Below are 18,797 nucleotides of genomic sequence, written 5' to 3'. Positions count from 1 at the left end.
TTTAGGTCAACTTCTTACTAAAATCTATACTTATATATTAATAAGCAGCTACATGAGATTGATTTTTTAATAGCTTATGTCTCCTTTTTGCTTGAGATAGAATTGTTTGAATTTCATTTTTATAAAAATTCATATGTGTCCTAGTCGATGCATAAAACATTTCAGATTCTAATTTATCAACTAACCTCTGCTCTTCTTTTGTTAATAACTCCTTCTCAACCATCCTTTTCACCTCATATCTTTATTAGTCAAAAAGTCTTAACACTAAATAATTCGTAAGAAGGGCTTTTTTATGACGGTTATTATAATTTTGTTCCTTTATGAAATCTGAACCATCCCATTCGATGGAAAAACAATACCATTCCAATCCCTATTACGAACATCACTCCTAGTATAATAAAATAACTGTATTTCCCAGATAATTCCGGCATGTATTCAAAGTTCATCCCGTAAACACCTGCAATAAACGTTAACGGAAGAAAGATAGAAGATATTACTGTTAATGTCATCATGACTCTATTCATTCGGTCTGAGTTAATTGATAAATAACTATCTCTAATATCAGTCGATAATTCACGATTAGCATCAATCATTTCGACTAATTTTAGTAAATGGTCATAAATATCATGAAGATAAATGTGTTTTTCCTTAAATGAATTAAATCGTGATGAAGAGATAATCCTATATAATAAATCTCTCATTGGAATGATTGTTCTTCTAAGTTTATTTAATTGAGATCGGATATCAAAAATTTGCTCCATTAATTCGCTAATTGTTTGATCACTTGTATTCGCCTCAACCTGATTAATTAAATCCTCTAACCGGTAAACAGGTGGGAAATAATCATCAACAAGGTGATCGATGATATGATACATAATCTGCAAGGGGCTTTCTTGTAAAAGGAGGTCTTGTTTGACACGATGCCATAAATTATTCATATCCCTAACAGGTTTTTTATGGAACGTAACAATATAGTTATCTGAGACAAAGATATCTACTTCATCTGCTTCTAATGTAGCTTGATTGATTGAATGAACAACTATAAATAAATATTGATCATAAAAATCCAATTTAGGACGTTGCACAAACTCCAAACAATCCTCAATCGCTAATGGATGGAAACGGAAGAACCGTGATAATTCCTTAGTCTCCTCAGCTGTCGGTTCTTGAAAATCAACCCAGAACCATTCAAAGTTTTTTCTATTTAATTTTCTCAAAGGTTGGTTATAAACTACTTCTTTTTCCGAAGTGATGGCTAATGTTCGTATCACGAATAAACTCCCCATTCTAATCGTCCCATACACTATACCCGTTAATGATAAGTATTAAACTTAATTTTTGTGTGAAAGGATGAAATTCATTTAATAAATGGTAAAATAACTCATATATGATTTCGCTTATGGAGGTTTAAGATGGAGCATTTAGTCAATAAAAGAGTAAAACATATAGAACTATCGGGAATTAGGAAATTTTTCAACTTGGTGGCTGACTATGATGATGTTATTTCTCTTACGATTGGTCAACCAGATTTTGATACACCCGCACACGTTAAAAATGCTGGAATTACAGCTATAGAAAACAACTACACAACTTACACACATAATGCAGGTTTTTTAGAATTGCGAGAAGCAGCAGCTAATTTTATGAACGAAAAGTATGGTCTATCCTATTCGCCAAGTAATGAAGTCATTGTAACAGTAGGAGCAAGTCAAGCAATTGATTGTACGTTTCGTACATTGCTTGATGAAGGATGTGAGGTAATCTTACCAAGTCCTGTTTACCCTGGTTATGAGCCACTTATTAAACTTGCTGGTGGAAAACCAATTTATATAGATACAACGAACAATTATTTTAAATTAACGGCTGATTTAATTGCCCCTTATTTAACAGAAAAAACTCGAGCTATCGTGCTGCCGTATCCTTCAAATCCGACGGGTGTAACGTTGGAAGAACATGAATTAAAGGAAATTGCAGATTTAGTAAGAGGACGGGATATGTTTATACTGTCAGATGAGATATATAGTGAGCTTGTGTATGGTAAGAGGCACCATTCTATTGCTAGGTTCTTGCGTGAACAAACAATTGTGATTAACGGTTTATCTAAATCACACAGTATGACAGGATGGAGAATTGGATTATTATTTGCTCCAGAGGAAGTATCAAAGCATTTACTAAAAGTTCATCAATACAATGTTTCGTGTGCAACTTCAATTGCTCAAAAGGCAGCATTGGAAGCATTAACCGAAGGAATAAATGATGCTGACTTCATGAAAAATGCGTATGAAGAAAGACTAAACTATGTCTATAACCGCTTAGTTAATATGGGATTTGAAGTGGTAAAACCTGATGGTGCCTTTTACTTATTTCCATCAATAAAAAAGTATAATAAATCTTCCTTTGATTTCGCTTTATCTCTCGTAAAGTATGCTGGTGTAGCACTAGTTCCTGGCGATGCATTTTCTGAATATGGTGAAGGTTATGTTCGATTATCCTATGCCACATCAATGGAACAACTAATAGAGGCTATGGACCGTATTGAAAACTACATAAATCATTTATCATAATATGACTAAAACAGCGGCTATTCAGCCGTTGTTTTAGTTTCCCTCGGAAGACATGGCAATTCTACTGTAAATGTACTACCTTTTCCTAATTTACTATTCACAACTATCGTACCGTTATGGTCTTCTATTATTTTGTATGTAATCATTAGTCCTAAACCATTTCCCTTTTCTTTTGTTGTTAAAAAAGGCTCTCCAATTCGTTCCAATAATTCAGATGGGATACCTTCACCTTCATCACTGACAACAATAACAATTTTTTCATTCTTCTTATATGTATGTACAGTTACATTTCCACCTCTTGGCATTGCATCAATCGCATTTTTAAATAGATTAATAAATACCTGTTTTAACTGATTTTGGTCACAATATATTAATAAATTACTAGCCTCATGGATTTGTTCAATATAAACACTATTTAAGTTTGCTTGTGTTTCAAGCAACATGGCAACATCTTGAAGCAATGTAACCATATTTGTTTCTTTAAACTTTTTCTCTTGCGGCTTTGCTAAAATTAATAATTCACTTAGAATTACTTCAATACGGTCTAATTCAGAGAAGATAATGTTAAAGTATTGATGGTGTTTTTTATATTCTGGTTGCATAATCTGTAAAAATCCTTTAATAGCTGTTAATGGGTTTCTTATTTCATGTGCAATACCAGCCGCAAGTTGACCTGCAATCGAAAGCTTTTCAGAACGGAGCATTAACTCTTCCGTTTTTTTACGGTCAGAAATATCTCGTAAAATAACTTGTACAGCAGCATCTCCTAAATAAGTTGTAGGTATACTAACCATTTCTGTATAAATTGTTCTTTCTTCAGAAATCTTCCAAGATTGATTTGTCACTAATACATCTTCTTCTCCGTTCAGGATTTTGTTAAGTGAGTTCCTCATGCGATCATGGTCATTTCGGTCGAGATGCTCGTATATGTTCCTTCCTAGCATCTCTGAATAATCCTCTGTTTCAAATAACTTAACACCTGAATCGTTTACAAAAACCCATCGGTCTTTATGAATAACAGCTATCGTGTCTATTGAACTATCAATTAAACGTTGATATCTTTCTCGACTATTTTGTAAAATTTTTTGAAATTTCCTTCTAGAAGAAATATCTGTCAATACAATTAATTCGACTTGTTGCCCATTAAATGTTGTAAGACTGGCAGAAACCTCTACATTAATTTCATGGCCCTCTAGCGTTCTCCATGTTTGTTCAATAATGCCGACCTTCTCACCATTATGTAATTTTTGGGTGCGATACCAAACTATATCGTGAAAGCTACTATCAATAAAATCAAAGGTATGTTTACCTATTAATTGTTCACGAGAAGTAACACCTAAAAGATTTTGGAACGCTTGATTCACATAAAGAATCTTTCCGTATGATGAAATATATAAGGGACTTGGCAAATCTTCAAGAATTGTGTCGACATGGTTATTAACGAAAGTCTCTCCTATGTCGCTTTTGCTATTACTATTTGGAAGTTGATTGACCGAGAATTCAGTATCTAACGCTTTCATTTTTAGGACAATCTCTTGTTCATGTTTACCTACTGTACTACGTATGAAGTCTAAAGACGCTTCAAGCCAAATATATTGCCCGTCCTCAGTTAAAAACCTAAACGTACATGGATAAATATGATGTTCATTAAAAAAATAACTCTCAAGCAAAAACACATCTTCATTATGAATGAAATCTTTAATGTATTTTCCAATTATCGCACTATTCATATAACCGACAAGTTCAACTGAATTAGAGGAAATATATTGAAAGCGTCCATTCGAAGATACAACTGCATAAACCTCTATCTTATTTTGAATTACTTGATTCACATTTATTGCATGGCGATTCATAGTTCCCCTCCTTTTCGATAGCTTCACTACCTTGATATCACTAAATTGAAAAAATTCAAGGGTTATTTATTATATATGTGGACCATCCCCATTTTTTACTATACAAAGTGTTTTTAAATATCTATGATATTTATTCTCTTTAAAAAGAGAAAATCCTTTTTTCGAGGGAAAAACAATAAAAATTATCATGAAAGTGCTTTTTACATCTATATGTATTATTAAGTGTACGTGCTTCCTTTTATTTGTCAATAATTTACTTGAAAAATAGTTCCAAGACTGTAGTATTTTCTCTTTATTCATAGTAAGTTTGGTGGATTAGTAAGAAGATGTTAACCTCGGGACTAGAAGTGATTATAGGTGAATATTATTGCGATTAAGAAGTGGGGTCTAACATGAAGTTTGCGCTAATCAAAAATAAGAGGCAAGTATGCCCCCTTATTTTTGACTTTTGTCCATTGCTTTCCTTGCCTTTTTAGCTTTTTCTTTATGAAGTCTATTCGCATCTGCACTACCCATTTCATGGCCAAACTCTGAATCCATTACACTTGAGTCAAAACCTTGTTTATTTTTTTGTTGTGGGTCATTCTTTTTCGTTTTCTTTGCCATCTATCATCACTCCTTTCATACTTATCATGTGTAACCTCGCATATTTTATTAGCAAGCTCTTTTAATCATTAGTGGAAACAAAACTATTATATATGGGACACCTTCTTATACGAACATAAAAAAAGAAGAGCATTTACTCCTCTTCTTTTTTATCAGCACTATTAGTGCCACCTATTTCAGTTGTCGTCATGTATTTTTTTTGAAGGTCTTTATACGCTTCAATAATTTGGTTTGCGATATTTTTATTGATTGCATCTTTGTCATTGCTTGCCCAAGGTACAACAACGCTAAATGCTATTTCTGGATTTTCATATGGATAGTAGCCAACATAATTTAAATTATTTGTTTGCTTACCCCAATAATCACGTTTTGGACCATAATAGTTCGTTTGCGATGTACCAGTTTTTCCAGCTGAATCGCTTTTAATATATCTAGATGCTGTCCCGGAGGTAACAACTAACCTAAATCCTTGTTGTACTCTTTTGATTTCCTCACTCGAATTGTTTACTTTATTTAGTATCGCCGTTTCTTTATTTATTGCAATTGGGCCTAATTCATTACTTTCAACAGGTGTATGAATACTCGTTACGATTCTTGGCTGTACCCTATAGCCTCCATTCGCAATAACAGAAACATACTGTGCCAATTGTAATGGTGTATACGTATCAAATTGTCCAATCGCAATATCTAATAATTTACCTGGTTGGTCTGGGTCACTAATGAGACCTGCAGATTCTTGAGGTAAGTCTATTCCTGTTGGTACACCTAATCCGAACTGTGCAAAATAATTTCTTAGCTTTTGAAAATCTTCGGATGATGCATAAATAGAACCATTTGGCACATAGTTGATATCGGCAATTCTCATCGCCACACGGAACATATATACATTCGATGATAACTTTAGTGCACTTAAGTCATTCATCATCCCTAAGTTTTTATAAGAACCTTTAGGTTTACTTCCTTTAAATAATAGCTTCGTATCATTATATGTTTGTCCTAACGGCATCCCGTCTTGATAGCCTGCTAACACCGTTGCTCCTTTTACTGTTGAACCCGCTTCATATTGCGTTGCAAAGGCGCCATAAGTATAATCAAGCATTTCCCCACTTCGGTTTTTTGGGTCCAACTGCTTACCAACCATTGACAAGACATCACCATTAATTGGATCCATAATGACCGCGAATGCCCGGTCCATTAATGGATGACCTCCGCTTGCTTTACGCAATTCAGCTTCGACGATTTCCTCAACTTTCATTTGAAGTTCCATATCAAATGATAATTTTAAATCATAGCCTCTTTGACCTTCATCAACAACATTTTTCGAGACAATTCCGCCACTTTTATCTGATGTATATTCAATTTTTGCCTTGCGCGGATTTAAATAATCCTCATATTGGTACTCTATATAACTCTTACCAACTCGCTCATTACGGGAGTATCCTCTAGCTGTATAGTAATCCTCTCTCGATTGCAAAATTCCTTGTTCAGGTGATGTCAAGCCACCAAATATTGTTTGTAGAGAATCATAAGGGTATTCACGACCCCAATCGGTAATAACATCTACCCCTGGCAATTCTTCTAAATGCTCTGAAACAACGGCAACCTCTTCATCAGTTAAGTTCGAAGCTAACTCGTCATTTTGAACATTTTTGGACTTCACGACCTGTGGTTCATATTGATACCCTGAAGAGAAACGCTTATATAAATATGCTAATTCTAATTCCTCAGAGCTTGCTTCGATTTTTTTCACTTCGCTATTAGGTACCCGGTCGACTTGTAATTTATACGTTTCCGAAGGCTTAAGCTCAAGTTCTTTTTCTTTTAGTAACTCCTTCGCTTCTTTTGGATTAGCAGCTAACCAGTAATCACGAATATCTCGTTCTTTTAATTCTTCTTTAAGGAAGTTAATGTCATAAGTAAGATATTGTGACAGCTTCTTCGCCACATCAATTTTATCTGAAGTTTTAGTCGTTTTGTCGACTGTATACGTAATGGCTGGCACACTTACATTATCAACTACTACCCGATTGTACCTGTCATACATTTTACCTCGTGGTGCGGGTAAACTTGCATAATCCGATTCAGTACGGGAAACTTCTTTTGAGAATTCCTCGCCTTGTACAATTTGGACGACACCTAATCGGACGATTAGGGCAACGAACAATAAAAAAACAAGAAAAAAGAAGATGTTAATCCGTAAATATCTGGACTTTTTCAATTTGCGTAACTCTGATGCGCTTGCACCCTGCTCGGTCAATTTGGCCCCTCCTTTTCATTCTATCTTTATCCTTTGGATACTTATTTATATTATGTTAGAACAACATTTATTTTAACATTATCATGTGCACGTTCATAGTGTTTCAAGTTGAAAATTATGTGAAGATGTTATAGTTATTGATTAAAATGAATCAAAATAAAAAAATGAGAGATAAACATGGGGGTTATTTTGAATGTTCTGGATTTTATTGTAAAAAAGGAAAAACGAGGAGTTTAGTTCTCCTCGTTTGTTTCATTTCCATTTGTAGATGAAGCGTATTTCTTTTGTAACTCTGCATAAGCCTTTGTTATTCTGTTCCCTATTTTTTTATTCACTGGATAGCCTTCGGTTCCGGCCCAAGGAACCACGATACTGAAGGAAATTTCAGGTTTATCAGAAGGAAAATATCCAACGAAACTCAAATTATTTGTTTTCCGTCCCCAAGCCGAACGTTTCGGTCCATAATAATGGGTTTCAGATGTACCTGTTTTACCTGATACATCTAACTCAAAATGGGTAGCTGCCGTTCCTCCTGCAGATGTCACCATTTTAAAGCCACGTTTAACTAACTCAATATCTGCTTGTGAATTATCAACCTTATTTAATACCTTAGGAAATTGTTCAATTGCAACAGGTCCTAGAGTATTCTCCTCAACTGGTGAATGAATACTTGTGACTACCCTAGGCTGGATACGATATCCACCATTGGCGATCGCAGATACGTATTGAGCCATTTGCAAAGGAGTATACGTATCATATTGTCCAATGACAATATCAAGTAATTTCCCCACACTATCAGGCTCTTCAACAACTAAACCAGGTGACTCATTTGGTAAGTCAATACCGGTCGGTACGCCTAAGCCGAATTGCGCAAAATAATTGCGAAGTTTTTGAAAATCTTCCTTTGTTGCAGAAAAAGGACCATCTTTGACATATCGTATTCCTGCTATATCCATCGCTACATAAAACATATATACATTCGATGACTTTTGTAAAGCTTTTAATACACCTGTATTATTCATCTGCATATATGACTTTTTCCACGGTGTACCCTTAAATTTTATTGGAGCATCATAGTACGTTTGAGAGTGCGGAATTTCGTTTTGAAAACCAGCAAGTACTGTTGCTCCTTTAATCGTTGAGCCGATTTCATACTGGGTTGTAAAGGCTCCATACGAATAATCGTTGATTTCTCCCTTTTCATTAACCAATTTACCACTCATCGCTAAGACATCACCATTGTACGGTTCCATTATCACTACAAATGCTCGGTCCATTAAATAATTTGCGCCAAGACTTCTTGCATTCCGCAATTCTTCTTCGACAATTTTATCGACTTCCTTTTGTAACTCTATATCGAAGGATAGCTTTAAATCATATCCTCTACGTCCTTCATCGACAACTTCTGTAGAAACAACATTACCACTTTTATCAGATGTATATTTTACTTTTGCTTTCCTGGGGTTTAAATAATCTTCATATTCATATTCTAAGTAACTTTTCCCTACTCGTTCATTCCGAGAATAATCTCTAGATAAGTAGAATTCTTCTCGCTCCTGTAAAATGCCTTGTTCAGGTGAAGTCAAACCGCCAAATAGATTTTGTAATTGCTCATATGGGTACTCTCGGCCCCAATCGGTTATGACATCAACACCTGGTAATTCCTCAAGGCGTTCCGAGACGGTGGACAGTTCTTCATCTGTTAAGTTCGATGCTAATTCTTCACCTGTTACATTTTTTGATTTAACAACTTGTGGTTCATATTGGTAGCCAGAAGAAAATCGTTTATATAAATAAGCTAATTCCAATTGCTCATAATTTGCTGCTATTTTATTAGTCTCTTCTTCCGGTACACGGTCTATTTGGATTCGATATGTTTCATTGCCTTTCAGCTTTAGTTCATCTTTATTTAAGAGCTTTATTGCTTTTTTTGGATTTGCAGCAAGCCAATAATCTTTTAAATCAATTGGTTTTAGCTCGCTTTCTAAAAATTTCTGATCATATTGAATATATTTTGAGAGCTTCTTGGCAGTAGCAATTTTATCACTTGCTTTTGTCGTTTTATCGACTGTATATGTAATAGCAGGTACTCTAATATTATCAACAACAACTCTTTGATACCGGTCAAACATTTTTCCGCGAGGTGCTGGTAACCTTGCGTAATCTGTGTCTGTTCTGGAAACCACTTCAGCAAATTCTTCTCCTTGAACAATTTGCACAATCCCTAATCTAACGACAAGCGCTACAAATAATATGAATACGATAAAGAAAAAAATATTCATACGGATATATCTAGACTTTTTTAATTTCTTTGTATAACTTTGGGTAGTCTCTTGAACTTTCAATTACATAATCCTCCATTTAACGATTATAAGTTATGAGGTATCGGCATAGTACTTCATAACATTTCGAACAGACAAACAATAGGGTCAGACCCCACGAACACTACTATCAAACAATGGTGTTTGTTTGAGGGGGTAGACCCTATTGAGTCATACTCTTCTATAATTATAAACGGAATATTTTGCAATTTGTTACACATTTTTAAATTTTTCCTATATTTTTACTATTTAGAGGTTATTACTTGTTACATGGCTACCATTATAAATTGGTTCCCTGTTACAGCACTTGTTTTCCTTAAGGTGGGTGGCCGAGTGATATTAACTTACATCTCACCTTTCTCAAGTATCCGAAAGAGCCTTAAATTAGCTCTATGTCATTTATTTATCTCTCCATAATTTAATAAGTGCTTGCGTCCCACTATTTTCTTCACCGTATTGTGCTAATTGGTTATAAAGCTCATAAGCAAGCTTTAAACCAGGCGTCATCATCTCCATGTCATTCGCTTCATCTAATGCAATTCCCATATCTTTTAGGAAGTGCTTAACAAAAAAACCTGGTTCAAAATCTTCCTTTAGCATCCGTGGTGCAAGATTGCTTAGCGACCAACTTCCGGCCGCTCCTGAGGAAATACTTTTTAGTACATTTGCAGGATCCAATCCCGACTTTTCTGCGTATGAAATGGCTTCACAAACACCAATCATTCCAGAAGCTATCGCTATTTGATTACACATTTTCGTATGCTGTCCTGAACCTGCTTCACCTTGATAAACAATATTTTCTCCGAGCACCTCAAAGATCGGTAGGCTTTTTTGATATACTTCGATATCACCACCGACCATAATTGCTAATCTAGCTTCCCTTGCTCCAATATCGCCACCTGAAACAGGGGCATCTAGTGCATATAATTTTTTCTGCTTCGCATCGTCATAAATTTTCTTTGCAAGTGCCGGTTGTGATGTCGTCATATCTATTAATACAGTGTCTGGATGTGCTGAATTTATAATCCCTTTTTCACCTAAATAAACTTCTTCGACATCTTTTGGATAGCCTATCATCGTAATAATGATTTCACTATGTTTCACCACGTCTTCCACAGAATCGTGCCATACAGCACCTAGTTGCATTAGGTTCGCCGCTTTCTCTTTCGTCCGTGTGTAAATATGCAAAGAATATCCTGAGTTAATAAGATTCTTGGCCATACTTTGACCCATGACTCCTAGTCCAATAAATCCGATATGTTGTTTCATATTTTATCCTCCTTAATAATTATCCTTTAACATATTCTAAACTATAAATTGTATTAATTATAAGTCTTTTATTATATTTGACTATAGGACGTTATTTCATTGCAATTATGGATGTTTTGTTCTTACTCATACAAGGGGTATTTTTGCTAGCAAAAGGTGTAGCCTTTCCATTTTGCTTTGGTATAGTTTCATTTACGCTTAACCATGTACATGAGGGTACTTTTGATGAATGATTATTAAAGCCACGTTCAACGTTATTTCTTCCATAATTATGTCATTGAATTAAATGATTTTGGCAGACTAATAAGTCCAATTGCGATGATTGGTTTTTTACCAGCTACAGCCTTGCTAGGAAGACACATTGATGGTTTGCTATGTGCAAAAAAAATCGTATTTATACGATCCGAAATACCAAATTATTGGCATGATGTACATGGGATAAAAATTGTTAAGCAGCTAACCCCTTATGAAACTGAACTCGAATTAGATACAGATAAACTCTCATTAAAGGATTTTATTCGAATTGTAAACGACAGATTCACGATGGTTGATATGACAATTGATTCCTTACCAATTGAAAATATAATTAACGTTTTATATCTGCAGGACAAGCAAGTTGTATAACAATACAACTTGAATAAAACCATATATAAAAAAGAACAAGAAAAAGACAGGCTGAAGACCTGTCTTTTTTTCATTATACTTGATATGTTTCCTTTACAAATGCTACAACTTCTTCAGTTGTCGTCATTGCAAGAACTTTTTCTTTAAAGCTTTGTGCTTCTGCTTTCGAAAGCCCTTTGATTTGAGTACGAGCAGGTAAGATTGATGTAGCACTCATTGAGAACTCATCAAGCCCTAGTCCTAATAACAATGGAATAGCTATTGGGTCGCCTGCCATCTCTCCACACATACCAGCCCATTTCCCTTCTTTATGTGCTGCATCAATAACCATTGATACTAGTCGTAAAATTGCTGGGTTGTATGGTTGATATAAATATGAAACACGTTCGTTCATGCGATCAGCTGCCATTGTATATTGGATTAAATCATTTGTCCCAATACTAAAGAAATCAACTTCTTTCGCGAATTGGTCCGCCATAACAGCAGTCGACGGAATTTCAACCATGATACCAATTTCGATCGCGTCTGAGACTTGTACACCATTTGCAACTAATTTTTCTTTTTCTTCTAAAAGAATTGCTTTTGCTTCTCTAAACTCAGTAACTGTTGCAATCATTGGGAACATGATGCGTAAGTTACCGTATGTGCTCGCACGCAATAATGCACGTAATTGTGTACGGAATATATCTTGTTCCTCTAAACATAAACGAATCGCTCTAAAGCCTAAGAATGGATTCATTTCTTTCGGAAGATGTAAATACGGTAGTTCTTTGTCTCCACCGATGTCAAGTGTTCTGACAACGACTGGTTTACCTTCCATTCGTTCTAGAACTGCTTTGTATGCATCGAATTGTTCCTCTTCTGTTGGCAGTTGGTCACGGCCCATGTATAAAAATTCAGTACGGTATAAGCCAACAGCTTCTCCGCCATTTTCGAGAACACCTTTCACATCGTTAGGTGTACCAATATTTGCAGCTAATTCAACATGTTGACCGTCTTTAGTCACAGTTGGTTCATTGACAAGTTTTGCCCATTCTGCTTTTTGCTGCTCATATTTGGCCTTTTTCTCTTCGTATTGTGAAATGACTTCTGAAGATGGATTAATAATGACATCGCCATCAAGTCCATCAACAATAACGATTGTATCATTTTCAATGCTAGTCGTTGCTTGTTTCGTTCCAACTACAGCTGGAATTTCCATCGAACGCGCCATAATCGCTGAATGTGATGTACGTCCACCAATATTAGTAGTAAATCCTTTCACATATTGACGGTTTAACTGAGCTGTATCAGAAGGTGTTAAATCTTCAGCAATAATGATGACTTCCTCTGAAATAAGACTAGGATTTGGTATTTGCACACCTAACAAATGTGCAATAACACGCTTTGTAACGTCGCGTATATCAGCAGCACGTTCTTTCATATATTCATTATCCATAGATTCGAACATGGAAACGAACATGTCTGCTGTTTCTTTCATCGCAAATTCAGCATTAACTGACTCAGTATTGATTTTATCTGTTACTGGATTTAGCAATTCAGGATCACTTAGGACGAGTAAATGTGCCGCAAATATTTCCGCTTTATCTGCACCTAACTCGCGGTCAGCGTGTTCCTTAATTTTCTCTAACTCTGATTTTGATTTTGCAATTGCTTGCTCAAATCGTTGTTTTTCTGCTTCTTTATCAGAAATTTCACGTTTTTCAACCGTAAGCTCAGGCTCTTCTAAACGGTATGCTTTTGCAATTGCGATACCAGCTGAAGCTCCGATCCCTTTTAGGTTATTCGTCATTATTCGCCAAGCCCTTCTTTTGTCAATGTATCTCCAATTGCTGCTAGCGCATCATTCTCATCTGAACCAGCTGTAATGATTTTAATTTCAGCTCCTTGAGGAATTCCAAGTGACATAACACCCATAATTGATTTTAAGTTAACAGTTTTACCGTTATATTCTAAGTTTACATCTGCATCAAATTTACTAGCCGTTTGCACCAATACTGTTGCTGGACGTGCATGAATTCCTGTACTTGCTGTTACTTTAAATGTTTTTTCTGCCATTTTTAATCATTCTCCTTTAAAATCAGTCATTTTATATAGATATTTATTTTAACAGTCGCTTGAATCATATGACAAGCAACAAATGAGAAACCAATTTATTTCTTGCGCCTTGTATAAGCCAAGGCGCAAATGTCATTTAATTTTCAATTTTGATGATATTTTCATCGTTAGCAGAGACACTACCTGAAGCTTGTAGTTTAACTGATTGACCTTCTTTTAAATTCGTGAAGACAATTGGTGTCATAATTGAAGGCGCATGTTCTTTTACATACTCAATATCGACTTCAAGTAATTTTTGTCCTTGTTCGATAATATCCCCTTCAGCAACGAACGTCGTAAAGCCTTCACCTTTTAAATTCACAGTATCGATACCAAAGTGGATTAAAATTTCTTTTCCACCATCAGATTGAATACCGATCGCATGTTTTGTTGGGAACACATTTAATATTTTCCCGTTAACAGGTGATACAACAGTTCCATTTGTAGGTAAAATCGCAAATCCATCGCCCATCATTTTTCCAGAGAATACTTGGTCCGGCACTTCTGTAATAGGTTTGATTTCACCTGTTAATGGAGCGACAATCGTTTCATTTACGACTTCATTTTGCAACCCATCAGGAACAATTTCTTCAACTTGCTCTTGAACTTCTTGTTGTTGTGAATGTGTTTTTGTTACTCTTGGCTTTTTACCTGCTATAACGTCCTGAATTTGTGTTTTCAAGTTATCTGACTTAGGACCGAAGATTGCTTGAATATTATTCCCAACTTCAAGCACTCCTGATGCACCAAGTTTTTTAAGACGATTTTTATCTACATTTTTCGCATCATTTACAGTAACACGTAGACGCGTAATACATGCATCAAGATGTTTAATATTTTCTTGACCACCTAGTGACTCGAGAATTTGAACCGGTAATTCGCCAGCACTAGTTGTTTGTGAGCTATTATCGTCTGACGTTTCAACACTTTCATCTTCACGACCTGGTGTCATTAAATTCCACTTTCGAATTGCAAAACGGAAACCAAAGTAATAGATAACGGCAAGCACTAAACCGACTGGTATGACAAGCCACCAATTTGTTTGTGAGTTTAATACTCCAAATAATAAGAAGTCAATTAACCCACCTGAGAACGTCATCCCAATTTTTACGTCTAATAGATGCATCGTCATAAATGATAGACCAGCGAAAATCGCGTGAATTCCAAATAATACAGGTGCTACGAATAAGAATGAAAATTCAAGTGGTTCAGTAATCCCTGTTAAAAATGATGTTAAAGCAGCAGAACCCATTAATCCTGCAACAATTTTTTTGTTTTCAGGTTTTGCTTCATGGTAAATCGCTAATGCTGCAGCAGGTAAACCGAACATCATAAATGGATATTTACCAGTCATAAATGTACCCGCTGTTAAATTATCGACTCCATCTTTAACTTGTGACATAAAGATTGCCTGGTCACCACGAACGATATCACCAGCTGCATTAGTATAAGAACCAAATTCAAACCAGAATGGTGAATAGAAGATATGATGTAAGCCGAACGGTATTAAAGAACGTTCGATCACACCGAATATAAATGCTGCTAACGTTCGATTTGCATCAAGCAAGTTAGTTGAAAATGCATTTAAACCACTTTGGATTGGTGGCCATATGAAATACATGAGAACACCAAGAACGACTGCTAGTGCAGCAGTAATAATTGGAACAAAACGTTTACCTGCAAAGAATCCTAAATATTGCGGAAGTTCAATTGTGAAAAATTTATTATACATCGAAGCGGCTAATATACCGACAATGATTCCTCCAAAAACCCCGGTCACTAATGTCGGTATTCCCAGAACATAGCCATAAGCCGGATCTGCGGCAACAAATTGCTCTAGTCCTTCCTCTGGGAATGTTCCTAACCCTTTTAAGATACTGCTCATCGTTACATTCATGATTAGATAACCGATTAATGCTGCAATACCTGCTACCCCATCACCATTTGCTAATCCTATTGCAACACCTATCGCAAATAAGACAGGTAAGTTATCAAAAACGATTTGACCGGCATTCTCCATTACTGTTGATAGTAATATAACCCAATCGCTCGTTAAAAATGGTGCTAAATTTGTAAGTGTTTCGTTTTGCAAAGCATTCCCTAATGCTAGCAATAAACCTGCAGCAGGAAGTAGCGCTACTGGTAACATAAGTGCTCGTCCTACTTTTTGCAAAACACCAAAAGCACTTTTAAACATGATTAAATCCCTCCTTTTATTTTTGGCAACTAATAGAAACCTGGTCACGCATGCTAATTGGAATGGTTTTCATAAACGATTACCATGCCACCATTAGTACAAACAAAAAAGGCATGGGTGAACAAAAGCTAGTTTTCCTGCTATAAGGTATACTTCCCCAAATTAGCAATATAAAACACAGCTTGTTCACTCATGCCTGATCGAATCAGTAACACGTGAAGATAGTGGTTACATTTATTTATTTGTTAAACGGTATAAGTGCATTGTTAAATAGACTGCTTCTGCTTCATAGACAGGTTTCTTTAAAACTTGTTGCATGACTTTAATCATTTTCCATGAAGTATTGTAGCACAGAGGGTATTCCTTTTTCAACAGATAAGATAATTTTTCTGGTTCTTCTACTGTTTCTCCAGAATTTACCCTCTCAATCGTATAGCGCAAATGCCTAATAAGCCTAAGGTAATTTACACTTTCACGATCAATTTTCACCTTTAAGGAATCCTCAATTAATTCTGTTAATTGACTTATTAACTGTGAGTATTGATTTACTTCTGAAAGCGACCGGTTTGATAATGAACTGTGAATATGAAGGGCAATAAAACCTATTTCTCCTTCAGGTAACTTTACATTTAGTTTTTTATTTATTCGTTCGATAACCTCAGAACCTAATTGATATTCGAATGGATAGAGAGATTTTGTTTCTAATAAAAAAGGATTCTTAATATCCATCCCTTGTTGCAAACGCTTTAATGCAAACGTAATATGATCTGTTAAAGCAATATGAATATGTTCATTAAGCGGCCTGTTTACCCGTTCGGAAATATATTGGATTTCACCCTGAAGTATATCGAGTATGTCTTCATCTATTGTCGTTAATAACATTTTATACTGCTCTTGTTCTTTTCTATTTGTTAAAACAAACATTTTTTCGTAATTATCCTCTTCAACGATATCGCCATGTTTTTTACCAAATCCGATACCTTTACCGATTAAAACCACTTCTCCATATGATGGGTGTTTTACAATTAACACATTGTTATTAAGTGCTTTCTTAATGATGAAGGTGTCGTTCATGAAATCCTCAACTCCTTTCCATGCCAATCTTTCATATCTTACAAGAGTTATGGAAAGTCGTCAATGAATTTGTCGCATTTTGTAGAACTTACGACTTAACCTCCTAAGAATTACAAAATTATCTTTAATAAAGTTAGGGAATACTATTTCCGAGGTGATAAACAATGAAAGTTAAAATCATCAATTTTTTCATTTTAATATTTTTTTTGATTCCACAACAGCCTTTAACAGCTTCTACATCTGTTAAAGTACTGGATATTGAATCAAATGAACTGATAAAGACAATAGAATCATCAAAAAATACCGATCAAGAGGTTGAATGTGGCATCCATTCAATTACAGGTATTACTATTCAAGCAAATCCACTACCTAACAACGGATATTTAATAAAAATTCCACTTATGGAGTCACTTAAAGTGAAGAATCAATGGATGAATGATATCGTAAGTGAGGTTATTGTTGTCTATAATCCATCCACAAAGCAGAATCGTATCATTATTTATAATGATGAAAATTCACCGGTTTTCTTTGACACAGATTATACATTCTCAAAACTTATGAAGGAATTGAATCTCTAGGTTTTTATGACTCATTAGGTATTCTTGTCATAATAATATTCGTACTCTTAATCCTTTCAATTGTATTATAAGCAATCTTCACTTTCGCAACCGTTCCTTTAAGTGCTTCATTATGTGATACATGTGGGGATTGCTGCAAAACAGTAAAATCATATAATGCTCTTGCTAGTAATTCAATCGCTTTCTCCTGTTCATTTATAGGCTTATTTTTTCGATCCTCGACAGATAGTTGAATGATTTCATTTACTATCCCTTGAATGAGTCGAACTTTATCCATCTCAGTCATATTTAAAATCTCCCTCCTATACTTTCTTACATTCTATGAGAAATATATAGAAATTATTGCTAACAGTTACAAAATATATAACGAATATATGTTCGTTTTTCCCTTGAATAGCGAACGTATATTCGTATATAATAAGTATATATAATTTATATATAATTTCATTTCCCAACCTTCATAGATTATACAAACATTATCGAGGTGTACTTATGAGACAATTTGTACAATTCAGTTTAGATGAGCAGAAACCGATAGAAATTATTTATTTATCAAAAAAAGGAGTGATTTCTCAAAGAAAAATTTTAGTTAAACAATTTGTAAATAAACAGGTTATTGCTTACTGTTTCAAACGTCATCAAATTAGAAGTTTCACATTAGAACAAATTCTTTCAGCACGTCGTCTATTTAGCAAAATTGCATAAATATTAAATTGTGTCGTCGATAATCTCATTCCTTGATTTGAGGGTAATCTGTCTGTTTTATAGGAATCATGATTGGTCTTGTTCAGTATCGATGATGAACTATACGGAGGTGACCATCACACCTCCTCCCCACGTTGTCCTCGTACTGAGACTAACGAAAAACACATCATGAAAAAAATCTACTATAATAACAAAAAAATAGACATACATATTATTCATTTCTGAGTTTCTTATTCTAAAATAACATTAGTTGTCCACAGGTTTCACTGATTGAAAAAAGGGTAATACATAAGTAGCGCGCTACGAAAAGATGAATATCCTAACGTGACGCAAAAAAATGTGGAGCGGCCAAGGAGCCGTAACGATATAAGAGAGGCAGGGCTTATATCATATGCGTCGAGAGATAGCTATCAGGAGCACAATTTCAAATAACAAGTATACCTCATTTTACATAGTTGGAGATATCAGTTATTGGAACGAAGAGTGACTTCGATTTGATAACTGTTCCACTAACCTAAACACACAAAGGCTGACATCGTAAAATTGATGTCAGCCTTATCAAATCTTAATGTGAATATATAGCGATTTATTGAGTAGGAAAACTAGTCAATAAAGAACACGTTTTATTAGTGGTCCACCTCATAGGAGATAT

16 protein-coding genes are annotated in these 18,797 nt (G+C 35.0%); 4 read left to right on the top strand and 12 right to left on the bottom strand.

What is annotated here, in order from left to right; translation table 11 throughout:
• Nucleotides 1-37: 37 nt before the first annotated feature.
• Together J2S19_RS03600 and corA are read right to left on the bottom strand one after the other, a co-directional pair.
• The gene (locus tag J2S19_RS03600; RefSeq protein WP_307337327.1) at nt 38-223 is read right to left on the bottom strand and encodes a hypothetical protein; all 186 of its coding nucleotides are present in this window, start codon (nt 221-223) and stop codon (nt 38-40) included.
• Between the two features lie 79 nt (nt 224-302).
• Complete coding sequence (gene corA / locus J2S19_RS03595) at nt 303-1,271, bottom strand: magnesium/cobalt transporter CorA (protein WP_307337324.1); 969 nt, start codon at nt 1,269-1,271, stop codon at nt 303-305.
• Nucleotides 1,272-1,412: 141 nt separating this feature from the next.
• Between corA and J2S19_RS03590 the strand changes: the two genes are divergently transcribed.
• Complete coding sequence (locus tag J2S19_RS03590) at nt 1,413-2,564, top strand: aminotransferase A (RefSeq protein ID WP_307337321.1); 1,152 nt, start codon at nt 1,413-1,415, stop codon at nt 2,562-2,564.
• Nucleotides 2,565-2,581: 17 nt separating this feature from the next.
• Here J2S19_RS03590 and J2S19_RS03585 read toward each other — a convergent pair whose 3' ends face one another.
• From J2S19_RS03585 to J2S19_RS03565, 5 genes are all read right to left on the bottom strand, one after another.
• Entirely contained in the window at nt 2,582-4,417 is a 1,836-nt protein-coding gene (locus J2S19_RS03585; protein WP_307337318.1) for a PAS domain S-box protein, read from the bottom strand.
• A 435-nt stretch (nt 4,418-4,852) separates the two neighbouring features.
• Nucleotides 4,853-5,023 carry a hypothetical protein gene (locus J2S19_RS03580; RefSeq protein ID WP_307337315.1) on the bottom strand — a complete coding sequence of 57 codons (171 nt, stop codon included), beginning with the start codon at nt 5,021-5,023 and terminating at the stop codon, nt 4,853-4,855.
• Between the two features lie 133 nt (nt 5,024-5,156).
• Complete coding sequence (locus J2S19_RS03575; protein ID WP_307337312.1) at nt 5,157-7,280, bottom strand: peptidoglycan D,D-transpeptidase FtsI family protein; 2,124 nt, start codon at nt 7,278-7,280, stop codon at nt 5,157-5,159.
• A gap of 233 nt (nt 7,281-7,513) precedes the next feature.
• On the bottom strand, nt 7,514-9,562 hold the full coding sequence (locus J2S19_RS03570; protein WP_307337545.1) for a peptidoglycan D,D-transpeptidase FtsI family protein: 2,049 nt from the start codon (nt 9,560-9,562) through the stop codon (nt 7,514-7,516).
• A 438-nt stretch (nt 9,563-10,000) separates the two neighbouring features.
• Entirely contained in the window at nt 10,001-10,870 is an 870-nt protein-coding gene (locus tag J2S19_RS03565; protein WP_307337309.1) for an NAD(P)-dependent oxidoreductase, read from the bottom strand.
• A 318-nt stretch (nt 10,871-11,188) separates the two neighbouring features.
• Here J2S19_RS03565 and J2S19_RS03560 point away from each other — a divergent pair, with 318 nt between their 5' ends.
• On the top strand, nt 11,189-11,494 hold the full coding sequence (locus J2S19_RS03560) for a hypothetical protein (protein WP_307337306.1): 306 nt from the start codon (nt 11,189-11,191) through the stop codon (nt 11,492-11,494).
• A 73-nt stretch (nt 11,495-11,567) separates the two neighbouring features.
• Here the strand turns inward: J2S19_RS03560 and ptsP are convergent, their stop codons facing one another.
• The 4 genes from ptsP to glcT all read right to left on the bottom strand — a co-directional run bounded on the left by ptsP (nt 11,568) and on the right by glcT (nt 16,862).
• Nucleotides 11,568-13,286: a phosphoenolpyruvate--protein phosphotransferase gene (gene ptsP / locus J2S19_RS03555; protein ID WP_307337303.1), complete on the bottom strand. Its 1,719-nt coding sequence runs from the start codon at nt 13,284-13,286 to the stop codon at nt 11,568-11,570.
• Nucleotides 13,286-13,552: a phosphocarrier protein HPr gene (locus tag J2S19_RS03550; RefSeq protein ID WP_307337300.1), complete on the bottom strand. Its 267-nt coding sequence runs from the start codon at nt 13,550-13,552 to the stop codon at nt 13,286-13,288. Before J2S19_RS03550 ends, ptsP begins: the two co-directional genes overlap by 1 nt.
• Before the next feature lie 136 nt (nt 13,553-13,688).
• Entirely contained in the window at nt 13,689-15,788 is a 2,100-nt protein-coding gene (gene ptsG / locus J2S19_RS03545) for a glucose-specific PTS transporter subunit IIBC (RefSeq protein WP_307337297.1), read from the bottom strand.
• 234 nt (nt 15,789-16,022) lie between these two features.
• A complete protein-coding gene (glcT, locus tag J2S19_RS03540) occupies nt 16,023-16,862 on the bottom strand; it encodes a glucose PTS transporter transcription antiterminator GlcT (protein ID WP_307337294.1) in 840 nt (279 codons plus the stop codon).
• A 164-nt stretch (nt 16,863-17,026) separates the two neighbouring features.
• Between glcT and J2S19_RS03535 the strand changes: the two genes are divergently transcribed.
• Nucleotides 17,027-17,440 (top strand): hypothetical protein, encoded by a 414-nt coding sequence (locus J2S19_RS03535; RefSeq protein ID WP_307337291.1) that lies wholly within the window; start codon nt 17,027-17,029, stop codon nt 17,438-17,440.
• A 4-nt stretch (nt 17,441-17,444) separates the two neighbouring features.
• On the opposite strand, the gene J2S19_RS03530 is transcribed toward J2S19_RS03535, so the two are convergent.
• Nucleotides 17,445-17,726, bottom strand: a complete 282-nt coding sequence (locus J2S19_RS03530) for a hypothetical protein (RefSeq protein ID WP_307337289.1) — start codon at nt 17,724-17,726, stop codon at nt 17,445-17,447.
• 206 nt (nt 17,727-17,932) lie between these two features.
• Here J2S19_RS03530 and J2S19_RS03525 point away from each other — a divergent pair, with 206 nt between their 5' ends.
• Nucleotides 17,933-18,145: a hypothetical protein gene (locus J2S19_RS03525; RefSeq protein ID WP_307337286.1), complete on the top strand. Its 213-nt coding sequence runs from the start codon at nt 17,933-17,935 to the stop codon at nt 18,143-18,145.
• Nucleotides 18,146-18,797 lie beyond the last annotated feature (652 nt).

Origin of the sequence: Metabacillus malikii, from assembly GCF_030813355.1 — a bacterium.
GTDB lineage: Bacteria > Bacillota > Bacilli > Bacillales > Bacillaceae > Metabacillus > Metabacillus malikii.
This window is presented reverse-complemented; position numbering and strand designations above follow the sequence as displayed.